Here is a 21,173-nt window from a genome sequence, read left to right as displayed (position 1 = left end):
GTCCCTTTCCTCCTAATAAGGATATCGATCAATTATCATGCAAGTGATAAAGAATAAAATCTATGAACCACTGATCAAGATTCTTGGAGTGCTAAAGGTTTAAATTTTGGAATGGAGATTTCTTCAGACCAGTCATCAAAAACGACTTCAACCTCCAACCCAATTTCAACAGAATTCACATCACATTCCACCACATTGCTCATCATCGTTGGTCCTTCTTCAAGTTCAATTAAGGCGATCACATACGGTGCTTCCACTAAATAGGCTTTTGTTATCGCTCGGTGCATAATCGTAAAGCTTTTTACCTTTCCCCTTCCAGTTGCAGGCACCCATTCAACATGAGCACTCGAGCAATCCGTACACATTATTCGCGGATAAAATTGGTGGTGCCCACAATCCTGACATTGCTGGATTAGCAATTCATGGTTCCGGCAGCCTTCCCAATAAGGAGTGGTTTCAACGGTTGGACGGGGAAATAATTTTCCAGAATGATCTTTCATAAGTATCGACCTCACATTAATTACAATCTCTTTTCTAGCAATAACAATTGAACCTTAAATTTGCTCTCTTCCTAGAATCATTGTAGTATGGCTTGACATTATGCCGCCCTGGCCATGGACAAGACCCAACTGTGCCCCCGGAACTTGACGATCACCAGCCTGATGACGAAGTTGAAGAACGGCTTCCGTGAGGGCAAACATGGAACCAGGATTACCAGGATGACAATGAGACAACAATCCGCCATGAGTGTTTATAGGTAATTTTCCGCCTAGTTGAATCTCTCCATTTTCAACAAAGGCTCCGCCTTCTCCTTTTTCACAAAATCCGAGGTCTTCGATTTCAATCAGGACAGTTGGGGTAAAACAATCATATAACTGGGCAAAATCAATATCGTTTGGACCTAAGCCTGCCATTTCATAGGCACGTTGTCCGGATTCAACCGCTGCGGAAGTGGTAAGGCTGCGTGCCTGACTAATATGTTCATGACTATGACCTTCTCCAATCCCTAATAGATAAACAGGCTGATTAGGGAATTCCTTTACTCGTTCCGCAGAAGTGAGAATAACCGCCGAACCTCCGTCAGATATTAATGAACAATCTAAAAGATGCAGCGGGTCAGCAATCATTCTTGAATTCACCACATTCTCGACGGTAATTAATTCTCTCATCTGGGCAGTGGGATTCAGACTAGCGTGTTTACGGCAGGCAACGGCGATCTCTGCAAACTGTTCTTCTGTTGTTCCGTATTGATTCATATGCGCTTTGGCAATAAGGGCATATAATGATGGAACTGATGGTCCATATGGTAATTCAAATTGACCATGACCTGCAGAGACTTGCATGGACATTGCTTGTTCACGGGTTAATCCGCTTTTCAAACTGTCTGCCATCGTGATCAACACCGTATCACACATTCCTGATAAAATCGCAGAAGCGGCGTGATGAAGAACAGAAAAAGTTGTTCCTCCCCCTGTGTTTACACTTAAACAAACACGTGGGAAAATTTGCATGTATTCTGCGATGGCTTCCGCATGATACATGTATGGTTCAGCAAAAGAATTACAGGTGATTAACCCATCAATCTGATTCTTGCTAATCCCTGCGTCTTTTATTGCACGCAGACCTGCGTCGACACAAAGCTGTGTAGCACTCATATGAGGGACAATTCCGACCTCAGTATCTGCCGCACCGACAATGGCTACTTTTCCTCGTAAGGAACTCATTTTTATACCTCCTTTATTTGAAATTAATAAATCTAGCATTATATCAAAATGATTAATAGTCATGAAGACAGGGTAAATGTCTTTCCATTCACCCTGTCTTAATTGTTCTATTAATCTGTTTCATTTCTTTGAGGCGTTTTCTTTAATCTAGGAATACTTTTCGTGTATGTTCAGTATCTAAGTATTCTTTTACTTTCTCAATCTTCCCGTTTTCCACTACAAATAGGAAGTGATAGATATTGTTATAGACACGTCCGTTGTTTAGCTCAGCATATGATTCTGTTTCTACCGCTACTCGATTTCCCTCCGCTGTGATTGCAAGAGGAGTTAAAGTAATCGCACCAGTTTTTGTTCCTTCTGCAATTCCAGAATTCATTGCTCTGAATTCCTTCATATCCTTTTCTCCAGAAATACCTTCAATTGTACCGGCAACCCACCAAGTGGCTTTATCGGACATATATTCCATAAAGGCATCAATATTCCCAGTCGAGAATGTTTTCATAAAATTAGTGACTACTTCTTTGTTTTGTTCTTCAATTTTCCCCAATTGGACCCTCTCCTTTTTAAACGAAAAATTGCTTCTTTACAAGGCATGGTTGATTAAACGTTTACTCTTCTTGCAGGAGACTTAAAGTAAGGCATTACTTCATCTGCAAAACGCTTCATTGCTTTCATAACCTGGCGGTGTTCTAAGTCACCCATGCGGAACCAACAAGACATGCTGTCAATTCCTGCATCTTCTACAGGTTCAAGACGGTTCACAGCTCCTTGAGGACTATCTAATATCACAACGCCACCTGTGTTTAGAGCACCAATATTTAGCGGGCCATCAAACTCTTTTGCCACTTCTGCGAAGCGCTCATACGTTGCAGGAGCTTGTGTACCTTTTGCTCCTGGAATTAATTCAAGTACTTTATCAAAATAAGTGATCATGGATTGTTCAACATTCTTAATTGCTTGAGCTGTGTCATCAGCAATATTCATTTGCAAGTTCATATGAATCTTTGGATCAATTCCTTTTGCAAGCAAACGATCCCTTGTACGTCTTGTATATTCTAATACATCATCTAAAACCATAAGAGTTGGAGTTACCATAAACTCTTGCGCATTCTTTTCAACCATTAAATCAAAAGATTCTGGACTGATACATGCATGATAGAATGGAATTCGTTTTTGAACCGGTTTTGGAGTTAACATAAGGTTTTCAAAGGAATAGAATTCACCATTATAGCTGAACGTGTAATTGTTCCATAAACCTTGGATAATGTCTACATACTCCCAATAGCGTTCCCTTGTTTTTTCTAAACTAATTCCGAGACCTTTTGCTTCCATCGGCTGATAGCCGCGTCCAGCTCCAAACTTTAAACGGCCTTTACTTAAGACATCAACCATTGCATAGTCTTCAGCGATACGAACAGGATTATCAAAGTTAAGTATACTAATACCAATTCCAATATCCATTTTTTCTGTAATTTGTGAAATAGCTGCGGCTGCAACCTGAGGAGAAGGCATACTGCCATAGGCACTAAAATGGTGTTCTGCTAACCAAACACTTTCAAAACCAAGTTCTTCTCCGTATTGAATTTGCTCTAGCATTTCCCCATATGCACGCTCATAGTTTCCATCATGACACTCGTTAACATAGAAAAGACCCATTTTAATACCCATACTGTAAACACTCCTTCATTTTGTTTTTATATAAATTATTTGAACTACCATATAACATACAAACGTTTGTTTGAAAATTTACTCATAAAATCAAGCGTTTGTTTTAAAACCACACTCTTAAAATTTCTTTTTTCTGCTAGTCTTGATCCATCACTCCCTTCAAGTAACCAACAATCTTATAAATTTAGTCCTTAAAAAGAACGCAACTTAACTTTGTAAAACAATATAGAAGGATTTTCGCATTTTGCTTGGTAAGGTTGTTTTTGCTCAACTTAAGATAATTGATTTAAATCAAATTATTACTCTTAGAAGTTTAGCAGCTGAGGTGAAACGGTTTTATGAGGTCTTATAAATTTTGTTATTAAGCGCTTACAACTTAATACATAAAATGAATATTGTGAGGATGAAATCTAGTATCATGTAGGTGTTTTTCGTTAACGAAATACTGTGAGCTATTAATATTAAATGCAAGCTATAATATAAAACAAACAACCATTTGATTCATATTATAGCTGGTTTATATTAATTAGGCAAGAATATTCTGAATATTTTTTATTGTTTTCAAGAGTTTTTTTAAAAACACAATCGATGAAAGTGAAAGTCTTTTAGATCACTTCTTCACTTTTACCCTTTTCTTTCTTCTTCCTAATCCCAAGTTCTTCAAGAATTTCTTGATTATTTTCACCTAATTTAGGAGCATTTTTATAGATTGAACCAGGGGTATCCGAAAGTTTAATAGGAATTCCGATCTGTTTCCCGATCATACCTGGAATTTCTTGTATCATTTTCCGGTTTTTTAATTGAGGGTGATTGACCATCTCTTCAAAAGTTAAAACTGGAGACACACATGCCTCATAATGGTTAAATATTTCGGTCCACTCATCTAAAGGCTTCTTCTTAATAATGTTCCCGATTTCAATTTTAAGTTCATCCTGTATGTTTTTAGGTGCGTCTAAAGAATCAATTAGATCTTCCCTCTTAATTGCTTTACAAAACTCCGCCCAAAACTTGTATTCTAAAGCACCAACGGCTAAATACCGGTGATCTAGTGTTTCATAAACTTCATAGCATGCTTTTTCACCTGATAAAGGCAGCTCTCCCCTGGTCGGCAGTTGATGATTAGTTAGATAATTTGGTAATGTGGTTTGTAACCAAGACACAGCACCATCTAACATGGAAATATCGACAAACTGTCCCTTCCCATTTATATTTCTAGCTTGAATGGCTAAAAGGATCCCTGTTACCGCCATTAAAGATCCTCCGCCAATATCTGCTATCTGAACGGATGGTGCAACAGGTTTTCGATTACGCTCCCCCTGCAAGTCTAGTAAACCAGCGTAGCTTATATAATTTAGATCATGACCTGGTAATTTTGCATATGGCCCTGTTTGGCCATAGCCAGTAATGGCACAATAAATTAATTTTGGGTTAAGAGCCTTTAACGTCTCATACCCTAAACCAAGTCGTTCCATCACTCCTGGTCGAAAGGATTCAACTAATACATCAGCCGTTTTTACTAATTCTAAAAAAATTTCTTTTCCTTTTTCTGATTTCAAGTCAATGGTTATACTCTTTTTATTTCGATTTAGCGAAGAGAAGATTGCACTGTCTGTGCCGAGTTTTGGCTCTCCCAATCTAGCATAATCCCCTAAATGCAGTTCCTCAATTTTAATCACCTCAGCTCCAAAATCCGCCAAAAACATTGTACAATATGGACCTGGCAGCAGGCGAGAAAGATCAAGAACTCTAATCGATTGAAGTGGTGAAATCATTCTACATTACCTCCTTTCTGTTTTATAAATTCTCTGCATAATCTATTATTGCCTATTACTGTTACTCTGCAAGTGTACCGCCATCGATATAAAATGTTTGACCTGTAATATAATCAGCTGCATCTGTTAGGAGAAACAAGGCAATTTGCGAGATGTCTTTTGGTTCCCCTAAACGCCTTAATGGGATTGCCTTTACTGCTCCTTTAATCCATTCCTCATTTTCCCTTTCCTTTGCATTAATCTCCGTGCCAATCAGGCCAGGAGCTATGGAATTAACACGGATATTGTAACGCGCCCATTCTGCAGCCAATGATTTCGTTAAATGAATAACAGCTGCTTTTGAGGCTGTATAGGGAGCAATCCGCTTGTAAGGTTTCGCACCACCAACGGAAGATATATTAATGATCTTCCCCGAATTCTGTTGAATCATGATTTTTGCTGCTTCCTGACAACAGAAAAATAATCCTCTAATGTTTACGTCATAAATAAAATCCCAATCTTCCTCAGTAACCTCTACTGCGTATTTCGTAACATTTGCACCCGCATTATTGACAAGGGCATCAAGCCTGCCGAACTCTTCCATTGTCACTTTAAATAGGTTTTGAATATCTGCTAGTTTCGATACATCACATGAAACCGTTAAGACTCTTCTTCCCAATTCACGAATTTCATTGGCAATAATCTCACAGCTTTCCCTATTCCTGCTTGCGAGCACTAGGTCAGCGCCTGCTGCAGCAAACTCCCGCGCCATTTCTGCTCCAATCCCGCGGCTTCCTCCAGTGATTAATACTACCTTGTCCGTAACATCTAATACTTTCCCCATTGTTTCACCCCCTAAATTTTTATACATAGCAGAAAGGAATCTATTTTTAAAGCGCTTCTGTCAATTCTTTGTTCAATTTATTCTTGTGTTCTTTTAAAAAGCGTTTGGCTACCACCATTCGATGAACCTCATCTGGACCATCATAAATATGTGCGGCTCTTGCCTCACGGTAAAACGCTTCTAATGGTGTATCCTTTGAGTAACCTAATGAACCATGGACTTGAATGGCTCTACTAATCACATCATTTAGGATTTTGGCTCCATAGAACTTAATAAGTGCAATTTCTTTTCTCGCATCTTCCCCTTGATCCATTTTCCAAGCAGCATGAAGCGTCATAAGACGTGATGCAGAGATTTCAGCTGCTGAATCAGCAATGAAATTTTGAATCGTCTGGAATTCAGCTAATGCCTGTCCTCGCGTTTTTCTTTTTATGGAATAATCCAACATTAAATCAAAACTTCGATTCATGACTCCTAACCAGCGCATAGCATGAGTGATACGTCCAGGTCCTAATCTCATCTGGGCAAGTTTAAAACCTTCCCCTACCTTGCCTAATATGTTTTCAGCTGGAATTCTGCAATTGTCAAAGTGAATTTCCCAATGACCACCTTCACTATAGTCCCCCATTACGCCGATATCGCGAATCAGATTAAACCCTGGTGTTCCTTTTTCAACAAGAAACATCGTTGCCCGTTCATGCGGAGGGGCATCTGGATCGGTAACAGCCATAACAATCGCAAAGGATGAAAGAGCAGCATTACTGATAAACCACTTCTTTCCATTGATTACCCACTCATCTCCGTCTCTTACTGCTCTTGTTTGTAAACCGGTAGGATCTGCACCTGAAACATCGGGCTCAGTCATCGCAAAGCAAGACCGAATATCATCGTTTATAACAGGTTGCAGAAAACGCGCGATTTGCTCTGGTGTTCCTGCCTTCATCAGAATTTCAGTATTCCCAGTATCAGGGGCAGCTGTGCCAAACACTCTAGGACCAATTGGACTAGAGCCCAATAGTTCATTTAATAAACCTAAAAATACATTTCCTAATCCTAACCCGCCCACTTTTATCGGTAAATGAGCAGCCCATAAATTTTGATCCTTAACTTTTTGTTGAATCGGCTTCAATATTTCATCTGGAAGTCCTACCCCTGGAACAATATACTTTTCAGCAGGATAAACATCTTCTTCCATTATTCTCTTTGCTCTAGCTAACAACTCTTTTTGCTCTTCTGTTGGACTGAAATCGTACATAATTTGGTTCACTCCTTTTCTTTTCAACAACATTACATTTTAAGAAATATGCCATAGGATCAGCAAAGGTTTACCATTTATATCAAAGAAGGATCTTTTTTAATAACAATTCCATCTGCTCCATACCTGCATTTTTTATACTCTTGGAACTGAATTGATTTTAAGATTGGATAAATGACTTTAGTTCCTCATTGAAACGGTCAATTTCTTCAATGAATGGAGCATGAGAACTATTTTCAAATACAACCAGTTTCGCTCCCTGAACCTCTTTCACGCAATACTCAGACAATGAAAGCGGTACAACTCCATCATGAAGACCATGGAAGAAAGCAACTGGAATCGAGATGTCACTTAACTTATCCCTTAAATCAATTTTACCTAAGTCTTCCATTGTCTTTTCCGTAAACCAAGATTGCTCCATGAAGTTATTAAAAAACCAATCTTTCATTGGTTGCCCAACATCCTGATGAAAACAACCATCAGCAATGGCACGTACTAGAGCTGGCCGGTTCACTCGCATTGCTGCTAGAGTTTGTGTCACATTCTCTTGTGGAACACCAACATCAAAACCTTCTGTAGAGGTATATCTCGGTACTGCTCCTCCAACGGAAACCGCTTTTGTAACCGCTCCCCCGCCAAAACGAGTCACATAATCCATCACAATCGATCCGCCAGCAGACCAGCCAACTAGGGTTGCATCCTCTAAACCCAAATTTTGAACCACTTTGTTCAAATCATCTGCTAGTTTAGAGATTTCATAGCCATGAGCAGGTTTATCTGATTTCCCGCAGCCGCGGCAATCAATCGTGATGACCCTGAATGTGTCACTAAAATCAACAACCTGTCTTTCCCAAACTTGGCGATTCATGCCCCAACCGTGAACAAAAACAATTGGTTTCCCTTGTCCCACGTCTTCATAGTAATACTGTACCCCTTTTTCCACTTCAATATATGGCATCGTAAACGCCCCCCCAAGTGATTGATTTAGATTTTTATATACTTACCTTTTGTCTCCGTTGAACGGCCTTGAAATAAGGTAAAACCTCATCAGCATAACGTTTCATAGCTTTCATTACTTTACGGTGCTCCATCCCACCCATACGGAACCAACAAGATAGGCTGCTAATCCCAGCTTCTTCCGCTACCTCTAAACGATTCACTGCTTCTTTTGCGTCCGCTAATAAAGCAATACCTGATTGATTTAAGCCAGCAATATTTATCGGACCTTCCATTTCTTTAGCTACTTCTGCAAATCGTTCATATGTTTCAGGAGCTTGTTGACCTTTTGCACCTGGGATAATATCCAATACTCGGTTAAAATATACATCCATTTCTTTTTCTACATTTTTAATGGCTTGATCAGTATTATCTGCAATGTTCATTTGCAGGTTTAGATGGATGGATGGGTTAATTCCCTTTTGGATCAAACGTTCCCTCGTCCGTTTCGTAGAAGCTAGAACATCATCCATCACCATTAGTGTTGGTGTTACCATAAACTCTTGAACCTCTTTTTCTACCATTAAGTCAAAAGACGCAGGGCTAATACATGCATGATAGAATGGAATTCTTTTTTGAAGTGGTTTGGGAGTAAGCCTCAAGTTTTCAATTTGATAGAATTCTCCGTTATAACTAAAGGTATCATTCGCCCATAAACCTTGAATGATCTCAACATACTCCCAATACTTTTCCCTTGTTTTTTCCATGCTCACTCCAAGCCCTTTTGCCTCATGCGGCTGATATCCACGTCCTCCGCCAAACTTTAATCGACCCTTACTTAAAATATCAACCATTGCATAATCTTCAGCAATTCGCACTGGATTATCAAAGTTTAGAATGCTGATCCCAATGCCAATATCCATTTTTTTCGTAATCTGTGAGATTGCAGCCGCTGCAACCTGTGGAGAAGGCATACTTCCATATTCATTAAAATGATGCTCACCCAGCCATACACTTTCAAAGCCAATCTCTTCTGCATACTGGATTTGTTCCAACATTTCCGCATATGCCCTTTCATAGTTCCCATCATGACATTCGTTTACATAAAATAGACCTGTTTTCATCTACTTTCTACACTCCTTTATTTGATATTTTATATAGTCAAACGATCAATAGGTTTAGTTGTTTAAAGAGCGAATAATAAAATCAACCGTTTGTTTGATTTTATTATAACAAGCTTTAAAGGCGGTTTCAATAACTATTTTAATAATTTTCTGAAATATTAAATAACTATATATCTATTCACCTAATAACATACTAGAAAACGCCAACAAAAAATGATGGCGTTTTCTAAAATCCTTATGTTTACTTATTTTAAAACAAGTAAATTAAAACGTTTTTTTACTAATTCAATATCCTTTTTGATCTGGGTAACTAAATCTGAAATACTTGAAAAAGAGATTTCCTCTCTTAAGTAGAAACAAACTTTTACCTCGATATTTTTCCAATATAAGTCCTGATCAAAGTCCAAAATATGAACCTCATAGTGGATTGATTCTTCATCTTCATTAAATGTTAGTCGAGATCCAACATTCATTACTCCTACATATTCTTGATCATTAACAATTACCTTAACCCCATAGACCCCTTTAAGCAAGCACCCAATTTGTTCTTGAGGATGAATATTTGCAGTTGGGAATCCGATACTTCTGCCAAGTTTCCTTCCATTTATCACCATTCCTCTAAAGGAACAATATTCATGGTCTTTTGTCATCTTAAGTAAATCGCTCATTTGAATTATCGGTAGACCACCTGCCACAGAGACCTCTTCAACCTCTGCCTTGCTTGCTACATCCCCAATTTCATTTAATATTTCCACCATATATCCAACATGAATATTGGATACTAATTTTGATAGGTCAACAACCGCTTCCGTTAAATCAACACGCTCCATTAAGCCCTTTTCCTTGCTGATTAAAGGAAAGACATGTCCAGGCCTTTTAAAATCATCGGGTTTCACTTCTTCATTTGTTAATGCTTTAATGGTATCCGACCTTTCGAAGCTCGAGATTCCAGTAGTCGTGTCTTTGTAATCAATGGAAACCGCGAATGGTTTTGTCTCTTCTATATTGTTTTCTTCCATTTTAGGAATTTGTAATTGTTTTGCTCTTTCCTCGGTAATACAAGCATAAACCAAACCTCTTCCAATTTTGGTCATTAAGTTCACTTTTTCAGCATTTACGTACTCCCCTAAGCCAATGATTATACCCATGTGTGTTTTAATATCATCATAAATAATAATTAATCCACCATCTTTTAATTGGTCTATCGGAAGTTTAACTGATGATAACACACTCATCTCGATCAACTACTTTCTATTTAAAGTAGATTAATTTATCTTGCATATGAATCACCTGTTCTGAAAGAACCTCAATGCTTCTTAATAAATCAGGATTAATAATTTCATTTTGCGAATTAAAGTGCTCATTATGGGCGAATATGAAGCTTGGAGGAACATAGGCATTTAAATAACCTGCAATTGGTTTTAATTGATTTTCAACCACAAGATAATGCTGGTAGTTTCCTCCCGTAGCAGCAAATCCCATCACTTTATTTTTAAATTCAGATGGAGGCACCAAGTCGATCAAATTTTTTAACGCCCCACTGAAGGACCCTTGAAAAATAGGAGTCCCGATAATATAAGAATCTGCAGATGAAATCATGTCGATTACCTTTTTTGTGTCACCTGTATATTCTGAGGGTGGACGGCCATCACAAAATTGCACATCATAATGCTTAAGGTCTAAAATTTCCGTCTCAACTTCAGGATTCATTTTTTTAATCATATTGATTACTTCATTTACCACGATTGACGTTTTAGAGCCTGTGATTGTGCCAGAGATTCCTAATATTTTCATAGTAAGCACCACTCCTAACATTTTTTTCATCAAAACAATTTTTCAGTTCCGATATCTTTCTATTTATTCGGCCAATTACCTGGAATTGGACCTATATTTCGGTTGTAATAAAGTAGTGGATTCTTTTCTGCCTTATTTAAATCAATTACTTCACTTAAAAGGATGATGTGATCCCCTGCATCAATTTGCTGACTGTTTCTGTCATAATGCATCCTCCTATTATTAATTTAAAACCTCGACTTTTTTACTCTGACTCCTGATTTCTAATTTCGCAACAGCTTCAGCATGTACTTCATCTGGTCCGTCAGCAAATTTTAACGAACGAGCATGCGCCCAAAGTTGTGCCAATGGGAAAACATCACTTACGCCGCCTGCTCCATGAACTTGGATCGCACGGTCAATGACATTTACAGCCATATTTGGTACAAGCACCTTAATCATCGCGATTTCTTTTCGAGCTACTTTGTTTCCAACCTTATCCATCATATGAGCAGCATTCAAAGTTAACAATCTTGCTTGATCAATTTCAATACGTGAGTCTGCAATCCACCTGCGGATGACACCTTGTTCAATGACAGATTTTCCAAAGGTAACCCTGTTTTGCGCACGGTGGATCATTAGTTCTAAAGCACGTTCCGCCATACCGACCAGGCGCATACAATGGTGAATCCGACCTGGTCCAAGACGGCCTTGGGCAATTTCAAAGCCTCGACCTTCGCCGAGAATCATGTTTTCAACCGGAACACGAACATCGTTGAAGTCAACAAATGCATGTCCGTGTGGTGCATCATCATAACCATAGACAGGAAGATGTTCTTTAATTTCTACACCGGGTGTCCCTATTGGGATAATAATCGTTGATTGCTGCTTATGTCTTTCAGCATTCGGATCTGTTTTTCCCATTAAAATCATGACTTTACAACGTGGGTCCTTTACGCCAGAAATCCACCACTTTTTACCATTTATAACATACTCATCGCCATCACGCTCAATGCGCGTTGAAATATTTGTTGCATCAGAAGAAGCGACGTCAGGTTCTGTCATGACATAGGCAGAACGAATTTCTCCATTTAAAAGTGGAACCAGCCATTGTTCCTTTTGTTCAGGGGAACCATAATGTTCTAAAAGTTCCATGTTTCCTGTATCTGGAGCAGAGCAGTTGAAAACTTCTGGTCCAATTAGCGAGCGACCCATGATTTCCTTTAATGGCGCGTATTCTAGGTTTGTTAAACCAGGCCCATGCTCCTTGCTTTGTATAAATAGATTCCAAAGTCCAGCTTTTTTTGCTTGCGCTTTCATTTCTTCAATAATTGGTGGGATTTCCCAGCGGCTTTTCCCTGCGTTCAATTGTTCTTCATACACACTTTCGTTCGGTAATACAATATCATTCATAAAAGCGGATACTCTTTCCTCTAACTCTTGTACTTTTGCACTCTTTTCAAATATCATAAAATATCCCTCCAGTTACAATTTTTAAAATCATTTAAGTAATTTCATATACTCTACCATCATCTTAAAATTAGCTTATTTATGTGTAAATTTTGCTGGGCGTTTTTCAATAAAGGCTTGAACTCCCTCACTAACATCCTCTGAACCAAACACATCTACAAAAAGAGCTAATTCTAGATCAAGACCGGAATCAAAAGATTGATCTATCCCCTCGTTCACAGCTTGTTTGATTCTGCTTAAAGATTGCAAAGAATGACTAGCAAGCTTTTTGGCCATTGTATTTGCAGCTTCCATGCCTTCTCCCTTCGGAACAACATGGTTAACAAGCCCTATTTTCAAGCATTCATCTGCGGAAATTGAATTTCCTAAATACATTAACTCTTTCGCTTTAGCCGGTCCAACCAGCCTCGGAAGCCTTTGGGTTCCCCCAGCCCCAGGAAATAGACCTAATTTAATCTCAGGTAAACCAAGCTTTGCATGCTCTTCAGCAATACGAATATCACAAGCCAATGCTAACTCACAGCCTCCACCAAGTGTAAAACCATTTAACATAGCTATTGTGGGCTTTGGTAGATTTTCAATCAAATTGAATACCTCTTGATTCCCTCTTGCAATCTTTCTGATCTCTTCTTTTCCTAATCCCACCCAACTAGGAAATTCCTTAATGTCCGCGCCAGCCATAAATGCCTGCTCACCGTTTCCTGTTACAATGACTGCAATAACCTCTGAATTTTCGTTTAGGTGTGTAAAAACTTCCTTCAACTCTTGTGAGACTTGACTACTTAAAACATTCATTGGTGGATTATCAATAATTACTGTAGCAACACCATCTTGTTTAGTTAATTGAACCAGTTGACTCATACTTAAACCTCCTATATGCGTGTTCCTATAAACATTCATTTACCACAAGTATTAAAAACAACAATCTAGCCATGTTTGGATGTAACAGATTACCATTTATCAATATCTATTTCTACTAGGTTCTTATTTCGGCTGCATTCGAATCGCTCCATCTAAACGAATCGTTTCTCCATTGAGCAATGGGTTTTGAATAATGCTTTCTGCGAGTTGAGCATATTCAGATGGGTATCCAAGTCGAGATGGGAATGGAACCATCGCACCAAGGGACTCTCTTGCTTTTTCCGAAAGAGTATCGAATAATGGCGTCTGGATTAACCCTGGTGCGATTGTCATCACTCGAATTCCGTAGCGTGCAAATTCTCTTGCGACCGGTAACGTCATCCCAACGACTCCGCCTTTTGATGCACTATAAGCAGCCTGACCGATTTGTCCATCAAAAGCAGCAACAGAAGCTGTGTTGATGATGACTCCCCGCTCCCCTTCTGCATTCGGTTCGTTGTTTACCATTTTTTCAGCTGCTAATCGTGTGACATTGAATGTTCCCACCAAATTCACTTGAATAATTTTGTTAAATCCTGCTAAATCATGAACGCCATCACGTCCCAACACTTTTTTAGCAGGGCCGATTCCCGCACAATTCACCACGGTATTGATTTGACCAAATTTTTCAATTGCCTGGGATAAAGCTTGCGAAACTTCTTCCTCATTTGAAACATCTGCTTTTGTAAAGAGGACATTATCTGAGCCTAATTTTTCAACCACAACTGCTCCTCTTTCTTCAGATAAATCAATAATAACTGCCTTGCCTCCGTTTTCGACAATTCGCGTGACAGTCGCTTCTCCTAATCCAGAACCTCCACCTGTTACTACTGCAATTACATCTTTCATTTTCATTCAATATTCCTCCTTCATTAGTATAAAATTTATTCTCTTTATTCCTCTATCCTCTCAATGATGGTCGCATTAGCCATGCCGTTTCCTTCGCAGATAGCCTGAAGTCCAAACCGGGCGCCTGTTCTTTCCAATTCATGAATAAGGGTGATCATCACTCGAGCTCCACTTGCACCTAATGGATGACCGAGGGCGATGGCACCTCCATTTGGATTCAGCTTAGATGGATCCGCTCCGAGCTCTTCCAACCAGACCATTGGGACAGGAGCAAAAGCTTCATTTACTTCAAAAATATCAATATCTAAAACTTCCATATTTGCCTTTTTAAGTACCTGTTTCGTCGCCTCAATCGGTCCCGTTAACATTAAGGTTGGGTCGGATCCTACTACAGTACGAGCAAGTACTTTAAATCGTGGGTTAAGACCTAATTCTAATGCCTTCTCTTTTGACATAAGCAGTAATGCTGCTGCTCCATCACTCATCTGACTAGCATTCCCTGCATGAATGATACCGTCTTGAGTGAATGCTGGTTTTAGGCTTGCAAGTTTTTCAATGGTCGTGCCTCGGCGTGGACCTTCATCCTGGGTAATCACTTGCTTTGTCCCATCTTCTAGTGTCACCTCAATCGGCATGATTTCTCGATCGAACCGACCTTCTTCTTGAGCTTTTATTGCTTTATTGTGACTTTCTAATGAAAATTCATCTGCCTTGCTACGGGTAATTCCCCATTTTTCGGCAATACGCTCTGCAGATAATCCTTGATGAATAATTTGGTGTCGAGAGGTAAGCTTTTCGCTCCAGGAAGTTCCTTGGAAATTGGATAACATTGGAACACGCGTCATGCTTTCAATGCCACCTGCAATCACAATATCCATATCTCCACTCAAAATCGCTTGGGCCGCAAAATGAACTGCCTGCTGACTTGAGCCGCACTGGCGGTCAATAGTCGTCCCAGGTACATGAATTGGGAAACCAGCAGTTAGTGCAGCTGTTCGGGCAATATTCACTCCCTGCTCGCCAATTTGGGTAACACACCCTAAAATCACGTCTTCTATTAAATCGGGCGAAACTCCCGCCCGGTTCACCAATTCTTTTAGCACTTCAGCCGCCAAGTCATCAGGACGGATATTACTTAACACACCTTTTCTTCTTCCAACCGGGGTTCGAACAGCTTCAACAATTACTACCTCACGCATACTTTTCCTCCCTGTAACAATTTATTAATATAAGATTCCTATTACCTTATTTGGAGTTTCTTAGCCAGTCATCTATACATAATGCAATATTAGTGCCAACTTTTAAATTAAATCGCAATTCTTTGAAATTTTATTTCCTTAACTCTTGAAATGACGAACTTTAAGACTATTAATTATGTAAAACTGATCTTAAACAAACGATAACCAAGTGTAGGAAAAATACAAAAAGATTTATCATTGTGTTTGAAAATCAAACAGGTGGTAGATTGTAATGTCTTTTTGACCAACAAAAAAAGCACACTAGGGTGCTTTTTGATAAATGTTCAGATTTTTATATCTTCATATTTTTTTAATTTATCGTATAGAACGGAACGACTAATGCCTAATAGCTTGCACGCTTGACTCTTGTTTCCATCCGCTTTCTTTAAAGCTTCTTTTATCGCCATTTCTTCGGCCTTCTCTAACAATGTTTTCTCACAGTCTTCATTCTCTTCTTCTATAAATAGATTCATCCCTAATTTCTTGAGTAAATATTCTGGTAAATCTTCCAAAGAGATCATTCCATTTTCCGCAAAAACCTTCGCTCGTTCAAATACATTGCGAAGTTCACGAACATTTCCTGGCCAATCATACTCTAATTAAAGCATTTTCTACTAAGGGATCCCAACCAATAATACTAGTTCCATTTTGTTTGTTTAAATCTCGCATAAATGCATGACTTAACATTAAAGTATCTTCTTTTCTTTTCCTGAGTGGAGGAATTTCAATCGAGATGACATTTAATCGATAAAACAAATCCTCTCTAAACTTTCTTTCCTCGACCATTTCTTCTAATTTCTGATGAGTCGCTGTTATAATTCGAACATCAACCGAAATTCTGTTCGTCCCACTAACCCGATAAAACTCTCTCTCTTGTAACACTCGGAGTAGCTTAGCCTGAAGCTGAAGGGACATATCCCCTACTTCATCTAAAAACAGCGTTCCCCCATTCGCCATTTCAAATTTTCCCATCTTTCCTTTTTGCTTCGCACCTGTAAATGCTCCTTCGTCATACCCGAAAAATTCAGACTCCAATAAATGCTCTGGTATGACCGCACAGTTCACTGTAATAAATGGGCCGTTTTTTCGGTTGCTTGCACTGTGGATAGCGTGGGCAAAAAGTTCTTTTCCTGTACCGCTTTCACCACGAATCATAATGGTGGTCTTCCCCTTAACCGCTTTCATCCCGCTTCGGAACAATTTTTCCATTTGAGGAATTTTTGAAAGGATTTCATCAAAGGTAAATCGTGAAGATTCAGCTTTTTTGGTTAAAACATCATTTTGCTTTTCTAATTTTTCGTAATTTCTAAAACGCTCACGAACCTCATGAAGCTGACGATAGACGATTTTTCCTATGGCCCCAATGATTTGTTCCTCTTGATATACGGGGATCCGGTGAACAATATAGTTAATGCCTTTCACTTCCATAAAATCACTTATTTCAGCGACCCCAGTTTTAAAGACTTTGTTAACTCAAAATGAGGAAAAAGAGATTCAATCGGAACATTTTCTACCTCCTTTTCGTTTAAATCAAACAGTTCTACTAAGGAAGGGCTTAAGAAGATAGTGTTCCCGCTTTCATTTATCATAACTAAACCATCATAAGAGTTATCAATCACTGTCTGCAAAAGGCTTTTCCATTTTAATTGCTCTTTAAGTAACTGGTTCTTTTGAAGAAAACTTTTGACAGCATCCGCTTTGTCAATCACTCCTATAGGTTTACCTACTCTATTCACTACAAAACCAGTACCAACCTCACTAACAGCAATTTGTTCTTCTAATTTTTCCACAGAAATATTCTCAGATATGGTCCCAATATCTTCCTTAATAAAAGGAGCGATTTGGGTATCCATTTTTTTATTTGTTAAAAGCATTTGATAAAGAACACTTCGAGTAAATACGCCTATCAATTTTTCTCCCGCATCGACAACCGGTAAAGTATTCAATCTATATTTATTCATAAGAAAGATGGCTTCATGGAACGTTTGATCAGGTTGTAAATATTCTTGAATCGGGGTCATAAAGTCCTTAATAGTTTCCACATCATTCATCCCCTTATCTAAGCAGATATAGTCTTTTTCATAAATTATCGTTTGAAAATTAAGAATAGTCAAACTGATAATCACTCGAACCTATGGAACTGTATGATATAACTACACTATAAATAGCGTATTGTACGAAAACTTATCATCTTAAAAGATAGGATGCTACAATCCTCACATCATATAAATCCTGTTTATACACTTCTCAAGACAAGTAGACAATTTTTTAATATTGGCATGCTTTTTGCATGTATTTTACACAAATAAAAGTTTTTAGGAGGTTTAACGATGTTAAAACAAAAAATCAATGTTTCTACTCAATCCGAAAAAGAAATTAACTGGGCTAAGTTTGAAGCCTTTCTCAGAAATCAAATCGAACTTGATAAAAGCGCTAATATGGAAGTAAAACAATTTTCAGAAGGATATTCAAACTTAACCTTCCTTATTAAAGTTGGCGAATGGGAATCGGTCATGAGGCGACCTCCTTTCGGTAAAATACCGCCTAAAGCCCATGACGTAGAAAGAGAGTATCGATTACTTGAAAAAATCAACCCGGTATTCCCGCTTGCTCCAAAACCATACTTATGTGAACACAACCCGTACATTATGGATAAGCCCTTTTATTTAATGGAGAAAAAAAATGGAGTAGTTCTTGATGAAACAATGGCTCCAGAATTTAATGCGGTTCCGAATATTAAAAAAATCATCTCTGAATCTACTGTCGATACATTGGTCCAACTTCATGACATTGATTATCAACAAGCAGGATTGCATGATATGGGGAAACCAGATGGATATTTAGAAAGACAAGTACATGGATGGATTAAAAGATATCACAATAGTAAAACCGATGAAATAAAAGTCTATATAGATATAGAAAAGTGGATTCTGTCAAACATCCCAAATTCACAACATCCAACCATTGTTCACAATGATTACAAGCTTAATAATATGATGCTTTCAATCACCGAACCTGGTAAAGTAGTCGGTGTTTTTGACTGGGAATTGTCTACAATCGGCGATCCCCTTACCGACCTAGCTGCTGCCATTGCCTATTGGAAAGACGAAAATGATCCTTTTACCGCCATTAATTCAGTGACAGCCTTAGGAGGGTTTATTTCAAGAGAAGAATTTATCGAGCGATATGCGAAGAAAAGTAACAGAGATTTGTCTAATTTTCCTTTTTACTTGGCTTTTGCCTATTTTAAAACCGCCGTCATCCTACAGCAGATTTATTATAGATGGAAGGAAGGATATCTTGCAGATGATCGATTTAGTAATTTAAATGAGGGCATTCAAAATTTAATGACATTATCTCATGATGTGATTTTTTTTAATAAAAGATAAGAAAGGACCCAGAATGACAAAAATCAATGTTTTACTACAAAAAGAATTAATTGATCCAAGTAGACTAAAAAATTGTGTTGTGGTTATTTTTGATGTCCTGTTAGCAACAACGACAATTACCACTCTATTACAATACGGCGCTAAAAAAGTCATTCCCGTATTTAACAGTCATGAAGCGCTTGAAGTTAGCAAAAATCTTAATTTACCCCAAGATTCCTGTATTTTATCTGGTGAAAAAAACGGGTACTCCCTTAATGAATTTATATACCCTTGCCCATTGGAACTACTTGAATCAAATGTTGACGGAAAAACCGTTATTCTTTCCACAACAAACGGAACTGTAGCTTTAAAGAAATCACTCGGGGCTCCATTCGTTTACGCCTCGTGTTTGTTAAACGGGCAATTTGTTTCGCAGAAGCTTTTACAAAACTATAACGAGCAATCCATTCTCCTTGTCTGTTCAGGAAACCATGGATGTTTTTCGATGGAAGATTTTATCGGTGCGGGTCATTTTATCCACCATTTGCACAAATTTTCGGGAACTGTATTCCAATTGTCAGATTCTGCAAAAGCGGCTGTTCAATTTTACGAACAATGTCACGAAGAGTCACTGTTAAAGCATTTTGTCACGTCACATACTGGTAAATTGTTAACATCTTTAGGATACAAGCCTTCAATCTATCATTCTGTTCAACGAGATATTTATAATGCCGTACCAATTTTAAGAACCGGAGAATATCCTTACTTGGAACTTGAAAGCTCTTTATGATTCAAAAGATGATAAAAACAGAGTTATACAGTTGAAATTTGGGCAGAACAAATAGAGCAATCGAAAATCATAAAATGAAAGGTTTTAGGACCTTCATTATATTAATAAGAACGATTGATTCATTACTATAAATGGGGGGGAATAAGAATGCGATTTATTGTCCTTTTGATATTTTTTGCTATCTTTTTCATTGGAGGTTATTTGATTCAGGTTGCAAATAATAGTAAAAATCCTGACAATTAGTAAACATTATAAGATCTCACCACCTCCATTTTTCGTTTGTGGAGGTGTATATTACGAGTATCATTCATTAATTAGGAGCAATTGAAACGTATTTTCGCTTAATAAACTAAAAAACGACTTAATCACATTTTGATCATTATTGCATTCTGTGCAATGATCTTGTATTCCTAAAGCATCTTCACTCGATGCATGAAGTGTTTCTCTTAATTGATTAGCCGACCTCTCACACCACTTATCCCGTCTTCCGGATTATTCCGACTTTTACTTTTATAAGTTAGCCATCAAAAACACAGGACTTTTATATGTTTTGATGGCTTGTAGCTTAAAAAAATCGGAATAATATGTCTATATTAAACCATAAAGACGTTTAATTAATTCATCATCATTCTGCCATGAAGTAATTTTTCTGTTCCTGTGTCAATGGATTTAAACTGCTTGTTGCTTTTCTATCGCTTCCCGTTTCATTTGTGTATCCGCATTTTCATAAATCTTAGTTGTTTCCAACTGTGCATGTGCTAGGATTGCCTTTAATGCATCTTCTTCAAAGAATTTCAATTGTTGGGTTTTCTCCGCCTTTTTGATTGGTATCTTTTCAAATTCAAGGGTATAGGCAATGACCGACAGGCCCCTATTTCCGGCATATTTATAGAAGGAATTGCTTTAGATTAAAAATTCCCTTAACATACATTTTCCTTACAGATTTGTAAGAGTTTATTTTAAAAATAAGGGAACCCTATTCTTTTTTAATATTAAGTACATAGACTAATATGTTGCTATAGTAGTTATGCATATTTCCCTTAGCACCAGCATACTGTTTTAAGAATGGAAAGGAGAATCACACCTATGGCCAAAGAGGATGTAATTAAAAAAATCGAAAGTATTACTCATCCAAAGGTACGAAATATTGTTAGAGTTTGTGTGGAACAGGGCTGTCGGTTCAAGCCACATCCAAGCAATCCTAATTTAGTGAACCTATTTGACCCCGCGCGACGAAAAAACATCATTGGGGATATAAATCTTTCAAGCCCTAGGGGATATTTCACACTTGAGGTTGAGAATGGACGTTTCAAGTCCTTTAGAAATGAAATCATCGGATTAGATATAGATCAATCTGGTTTTGAAGAAAGCGTGCTTAAACGATTGAAGCGTTAATACATTATACTATTTATAAACCTAATAAACGCTTGGAACTATGTTTCCAAGCGTTTTTCCATATGTTTTTTTAAAAATTAGGTACCGG

23 protein-coding genes are annotated in these 21,173 nt (G+C 38.0%); 3 read left to right on the top strand and 20 right to left on the bottom strand.

The genetic code is table 11. The annotated features are described in order from the left end of the window. Nucleotides 1-74: 74 nt before the first annotated feature. The 19 genes from J2Y03_RS04685 to J2Y03_RS04595 all read right to left on the bottom strand — a co-directional run bounded on the left by J2Y03_RS04685 (nt 75) and on the right by J2Y03_RS04595 (nt 17,574). Nucleotides 75-500: a Zn-ribbon domain-containing OB-fold protein gene (locus J2Y03_RS04685; protein WP_310191181.1), complete on the bottom strand. Its 426-nt coding sequence runs from the start codon at nt 498-500 to the stop codon at nt 75-77. A gap of 54 nt (nt 501-554) precedes the next feature. After that, a complete protein-coding gene (locus J2Y03_RS04680; protein WP_310191178.1) occupies nt 555-1,724 on the bottom strand; it encodes a thiolase C-terminal domain-containing protein in 1,170 nt (389 codons plus the stop codon). 142 nt (nt 1,725-1,866) lie between these two features. After that, a complete protein-coding gene (locus tag J2Y03_RS04675; protein ID WP_132094843.1) occupies nt 1,867-2,271 on the bottom strand; it encodes a nuclear transport factor 2 family protein in 405 nt (134 codons plus the stop codon). A gap of 53 nt (nt 2,272-2,324) precedes the next feature. Continuing rightward, nucleotides 2,325-3,392, bottom strand: a complete 1,068-nt coding sequence (locus J2Y03_RS04670) for an LLM class flavin-dependent oxidoreductase (protein ID WP_310191173.1) — start codon at nt 3,390-3,392, stop codon at nt 2,325-2,327. Nucleotides 3,393-3,997: 605 nt separating this feature from the next. Beyond that, nucleotides 3,998-5,164, bottom strand: coding sequence for a CaiB/BaiF CoA transferase family protein (locus J2Y03_RS04665; protein WP_310191171.1), 1,167 nt, complete (start codon nt 5,162-5,164; stop codon nt 3,998-4,000). Nucleotides 5,165-5,225: 61 nt separating this feature from the next. Further along, the gene (locus J2Y03_RS04660; protein WP_310191169.1) at nt 5,226-5,987 is read right to left on the bottom strand and encodes an SDR family NAD(P)-dependent oxidoreductase; all 762 of its coding nucleotides are present in this window, start codon (nt 5,985-5,987) and stop codon (nt 5,226-5,228) included. A gap of 46 nt (nt 5,988-6,033) precedes the next feature. Beyond that, a complete protein-coding gene (locus J2Y03_RS04655; protein WP_310191167.1) occupies nt 6,034-7,242 on the bottom strand; it encodes an acyl-CoA dehydrogenase family protein in 1,209 nt (402 codons plus the stop codon). A 160-nt stretch (nt 7,243-7,402) separates the two neighbouring features. Then, entirely contained in the window at nt 7,403-8,200 is a 798-nt protein-coding gene (locus tag J2Y03_RS04650; RefSeq protein WP_310191164.1) for an alpha/beta fold hydrolase, read from the bottom strand. A 34-nt stretch (nt 8,201-8,234) separates the two neighbouring features. After that, nucleotides 8,235-9,302: an LLM class flavin-dependent oxidoreductase gene (locus tag J2Y03_RS04645; protein ID WP_310191161.1), complete on the bottom strand. Its 1,068-nt coding sequence runs from the start codon at nt 9,300-9,302 to the stop codon at nt 8,235-8,237. A 245-nt stretch (nt 9,303-9,547) separates the two neighbouring features. After that, nucleotides 9,548-10,537 carry a 3,4-dihydroxy-2-butanone-4-phosphate synthase gene (locus J2Y03_RS04640; RefSeq protein ID WP_310191158.1) on the bottom strand — a complete coding sequence of 330 codons (990 nt, stop codon included), beginning with the start codon at nt 10,535-10,537 and terminating at the stop codon, nt 9,548-9,550. A 16-nt stretch (nt 10,538-10,553) separates the two neighbouring features. Beyond that, nucleotides 10,554-11,096: an NADPH-dependent FMN reductase gene (locus J2Y03_RS04635; RefSeq protein ID WP_310191155.1), complete on the bottom strand. Its 543-nt coding sequence runs from the start codon at nt 11,094-11,096 to the stop codon at nt 10,554-10,556. A gap of 59 nt (nt 11,097-11,155) precedes the next feature. Further along, nucleotides 11,156-11,308, bottom strand: coding sequence for a hypothetical protein (locus J2Y03_RS04630; protein WP_310191152.1), 153 nt, complete (start codon nt 11,306-11,308; stop codon nt 11,156-11,158). Between the two features lie 10 nt (nt 11,309-11,318). Next, on the bottom strand, nt 11,319-12,545 hold the full coding sequence (locus J2Y03_RS04625; protein WP_310191149.1) for an acyl-CoA dehydrogenase family protein: 1,227 nt from the start codon (nt 12,543-12,545) through the stop codon (nt 11,319-11,321). A 75-nt stretch (nt 12,546-12,620) separates the two neighbouring features. After that, entirely contained in the window at nt 12,621-13,406 is a 786-nt protein-coding gene (locus J2Y03_RS04620; RefSeq protein WP_310191146.1) for an enoyl-CoA hydratase/isomerase family protein, read from the bottom strand. Nucleotides 13,407-13,529: 123 nt separating this feature from the next. Continuing rightward, the gene (locus J2Y03_RS04615; RefSeq protein WP_132094819.1) at nt 13,530-14,300 is read right to left on the bottom strand and encodes a 3-hydroxyacyl-CoA dehydrogenase; all 771 of its coding nucleotides are present in this window, start codon (nt 14,298-14,300) and stop codon (nt 13,530-13,532) included. A 38-nt stretch (nt 14,301-14,338) separates the two neighbouring features. Beyond that, on the bottom strand, nt 14,339-15,493 hold the full coding sequence (locus tag J2Y03_RS04610) for a thiolase family protein (RefSeq protein WP_310191143.1): 1,155 nt from the start codon (nt 15,491-15,493) through the stop codon (nt 14,339-14,341). 323 nt (nt 15,494-15,816) lie between these two features. Further along, complete coding sequence (locus tag J2Y03_RS04605) at nt 15,817-16,053, bottom strand: helix-turn-helix domain-containing protein (protein ID WP_310191140.1); 237 nt, start codon at nt 16,051-16,053, stop codon at nt 15,817-15,819. A gap of 67 nt (nt 16,054-16,120) precedes the next feature. After that, nucleotides 16,121-16,960 (bottom strand): sigma-54 interaction domain-containing protein, encoded by an 840-nt coding sequence (locus J2Y03_RS04600; protein ID WP_310191138.1) that lies wholly within the window; start codon nt 16,958-16,960, stop codon nt 16,121-16,123. An 8-nt stretch (nt 16,961-16,968) separates the two neighbouring features. Then, nucleotides 16,969-17,574, bottom strand: a complete 606-nt coding sequence (locus J2Y03_RS04595) for a CBS domain-containing protein (RefSeq protein WP_310191135.1) — start codon at nt 17,572-17,574, stop codon at nt 16,969-16,971. Nucleotides 17,575-17,862: 288 nt separating this feature from the next. On the opposite strand from J2Y03_RS04595, the gene J2Y03_RS04590 reads away from it, so the two are divergent. Together J2Y03_RS04590 and J2Y03_RS04585 are read left to right on the top strand one after the other, a co-directional pair. Further along, nucleotides 17,863-18,921 carry a phosphotransferase family protein gene (locus tag J2Y03_RS04590; RefSeq protein WP_310191132.1) on the top strand — a complete coding sequence of 353 codons (1,059 nt, stop codon included), beginning with the start codon at nt 17,863-17,865 and terminating at the stop codon, nt 18,919-18,921. A 13-nt stretch (nt 18,922-18,934) separates the two neighbouring features. After that, nucleotides 18,935-19,690 (top strand): 2-phosphosulfolactate phosphatase, encoded by a 756-nt coding sequence (locus tag J2Y03_RS04585; protein ID WP_310191129.1) that lies wholly within the window; start codon nt 18,935-18,937, stop codon nt 19,688-19,690. Between the two features lie 669 nt (nt 19,691-20,359). Here J2Y03_RS04585 and J2Y03_RS04580 read toward each other — a convergent pair. Continuing rightward, nucleotides 20,360-20,488 carry a hypothetical protein gene (locus J2Y03_RS04580; RefSeq protein ID WP_310191127.1) on the bottom strand — a complete coding sequence of 43 codons (129 nt, stop codon included), beginning with the start codon at nt 20,486-20,488 and terminating at the stop codon, nt 20,360-20,362. A 288-nt stretch (nt 20,489-20,776) separates the two neighbouring features. Here J2Y03_RS04580 and J2Y03_RS04575 point away from each other — a divergent pair, with 288 nt between their 5' ends. Then, nucleotides 20,777-21,085: a hypothetical protein gene (locus J2Y03_RS04575; RefSeq protein WP_132094809.1), complete on the top strand. Its 309-nt coding sequence runs from the start codon at nt 20,777-20,779 to the stop codon at nt 21,083-21,085. Nucleotides 21,086-21,173 lie beyond the last annotated feature (88 nt).

It is taken from the genome of Neobacillus niacini (assembly GCF_031457145.1).
In the GTDB taxonomy this organism is placed as follows: Bacteria; Bacillota; Bacilli; order Bacillales; family Cytobacillaceae; genus Neobacillus; species Neobacillus niacini_J.
Note: the sequence above shows the minus strand (reverse complement) of the source record. Positions and strands in the feature narration are given on the sequence as shown.

Excerpts from the sequence above, each read along its gene's own strand:
- J2Y03_RS04685 (WP_310191181.1), bottom strand. The coding sequence starts at position 500 with ATGAAAGATCATTCTGGAAAATTATTTCCCCGTCCAACCGTTGAAACC.
- J2Y03_RS04680 (WP_310191178.1), bottom strand. The coding sequence starts at position 1,724 with ATGAGTTCCTTACGAGGAAAAGTAGCCATTGTCGGTGCGGCAGATACT.
- J2Y03_RS04670 (WP_310191173.1), bottom strand. The coding sequence starts at position 3,392 with ATGGGTATTAAAATGGGTCTTTTCTATGTTAACGAGTGTCATGATGGA.
- J2Y03_RS04665 (WP_310191171.1), bottom strand. The coding sequence starts at position 5,164 with ATGATTTCACCACTTCAATCGATTAGAGTTCTTGATCTTTCTCGCCTG.
- J2Y03_RS04660 (WP_310191169.1), bottom strand. The coding sequence starts at position 5,987 with ATGGGGAAAGTATTAGATGTTACGGACAAGGTAGTATTAATCACTGGA.
- J2Y03_RS04655 (WP_310191167.1), bottom strand. The coding sequence starts at position 7,242 with ATGTACGATTTCAGTCCAACAGAAGAGCAAAAAGAGTTGTTAGCTAGA.
- J2Y03_RS04650 (WP_310191164.1), bottom strand. The coding sequence starts at position 8,200 with ATGCCATATATTGAAGTGGAAAAAGGGGTACAGTATTACTATGAAGAC.
- J2Y03_RS04645 (WP_310191161.1), bottom strand. The coding sequence starts at position 9,302 with ATGAAAACAGGTCTATTTTATGTAAACGAATGTCATGATGGGAACTAT.
- J2Y03_RS04640 (WP_310191158.1), bottom strand. The coding sequence starts at position 10,537 with ATGAGTGTGTTATCATCAGTTAAACTTCCGATAGACCAATTAAAAGAT.
- J2Y03_RS04635 (WP_310191155.1), bottom strand. The coding sequence starts at position 11,096 with ATGAAAATATTAGGAATCTCTGGCACAATCACAGGCTCTAAAACGTCA.
- J2Y03_RS04630 (WP_310191152.1), bottom strand. The coding sequence starts at position 11,308 with ATGCATTATGACAGAAACAGTCAGCAAATTGATGCAGGGGATCACATC.
- J2Y03_RS04625 (WP_310191149.1), bottom strand. The coding sequence starts at position 12,545 with ATGATATTTGAAAAGAGTGCAAAAGTACAAGAGTTAGAGGAAAGAGTA.
- J2Y03_RS04620 (WP_310191146.1), bottom strand. The coding sequence starts at position 13,406 with ATGAGTCAACTGGTTCAATTAACTAAACAAGATGGTGTTGCTACAGTA.
- J2Y03_RS04615 (WP_132094819.1), bottom strand. The coding sequence starts at position 14,300 with ATGAAAATGAAAGATGTAATTGCAGTAGTAACAGGTGGAGGTTCTGGA.
- J2Y03_RS04610 (WP_310191143.1), bottom strand. The coding sequence starts at position 15,493 with ATGCGTGAGGTAGTAATTGTTGAAGCTGTTCGAACCCCGGTTGGAAGA.
- J2Y03_RS04605 (WP_310191140.1), bottom strand. The coding sequence starts at position 16,053 with ATGATCTCTTTGGAAGATTTACCAGAATATTTACTCAAGAAATTAGGG.
- J2Y03_RS04600 (WP_310191138.1), bottom strand. The coding sequence starts at position 16,960 with ATGGAAGTGAAAGGCATTAACTATATTGTTCACCGGATCCCCGTATAT.
- J2Y03_RS04590 (WP_310191132.1), top strand. The coding sequence starts at position 17,863 with ATGTTAAAACAAAAAATCAATGTTTCTACTCAATCCGAAAAAGAAATT.
- J2Y03_RS04585 (WP_310191129.1), top strand. The coding sequence starts at position 18,935 with ATGACAAAAATCAATGTTTTACTACAAAAAGAATTAATTGATCCAAGT.
- J2Y03_RS04575 (WP_132094809.1), top strand. The coding sequence starts at position 20,777 with ATGGCCAAAGAGGATGTAATTAAAAAAATCGAAAGTATTACTCATCCA.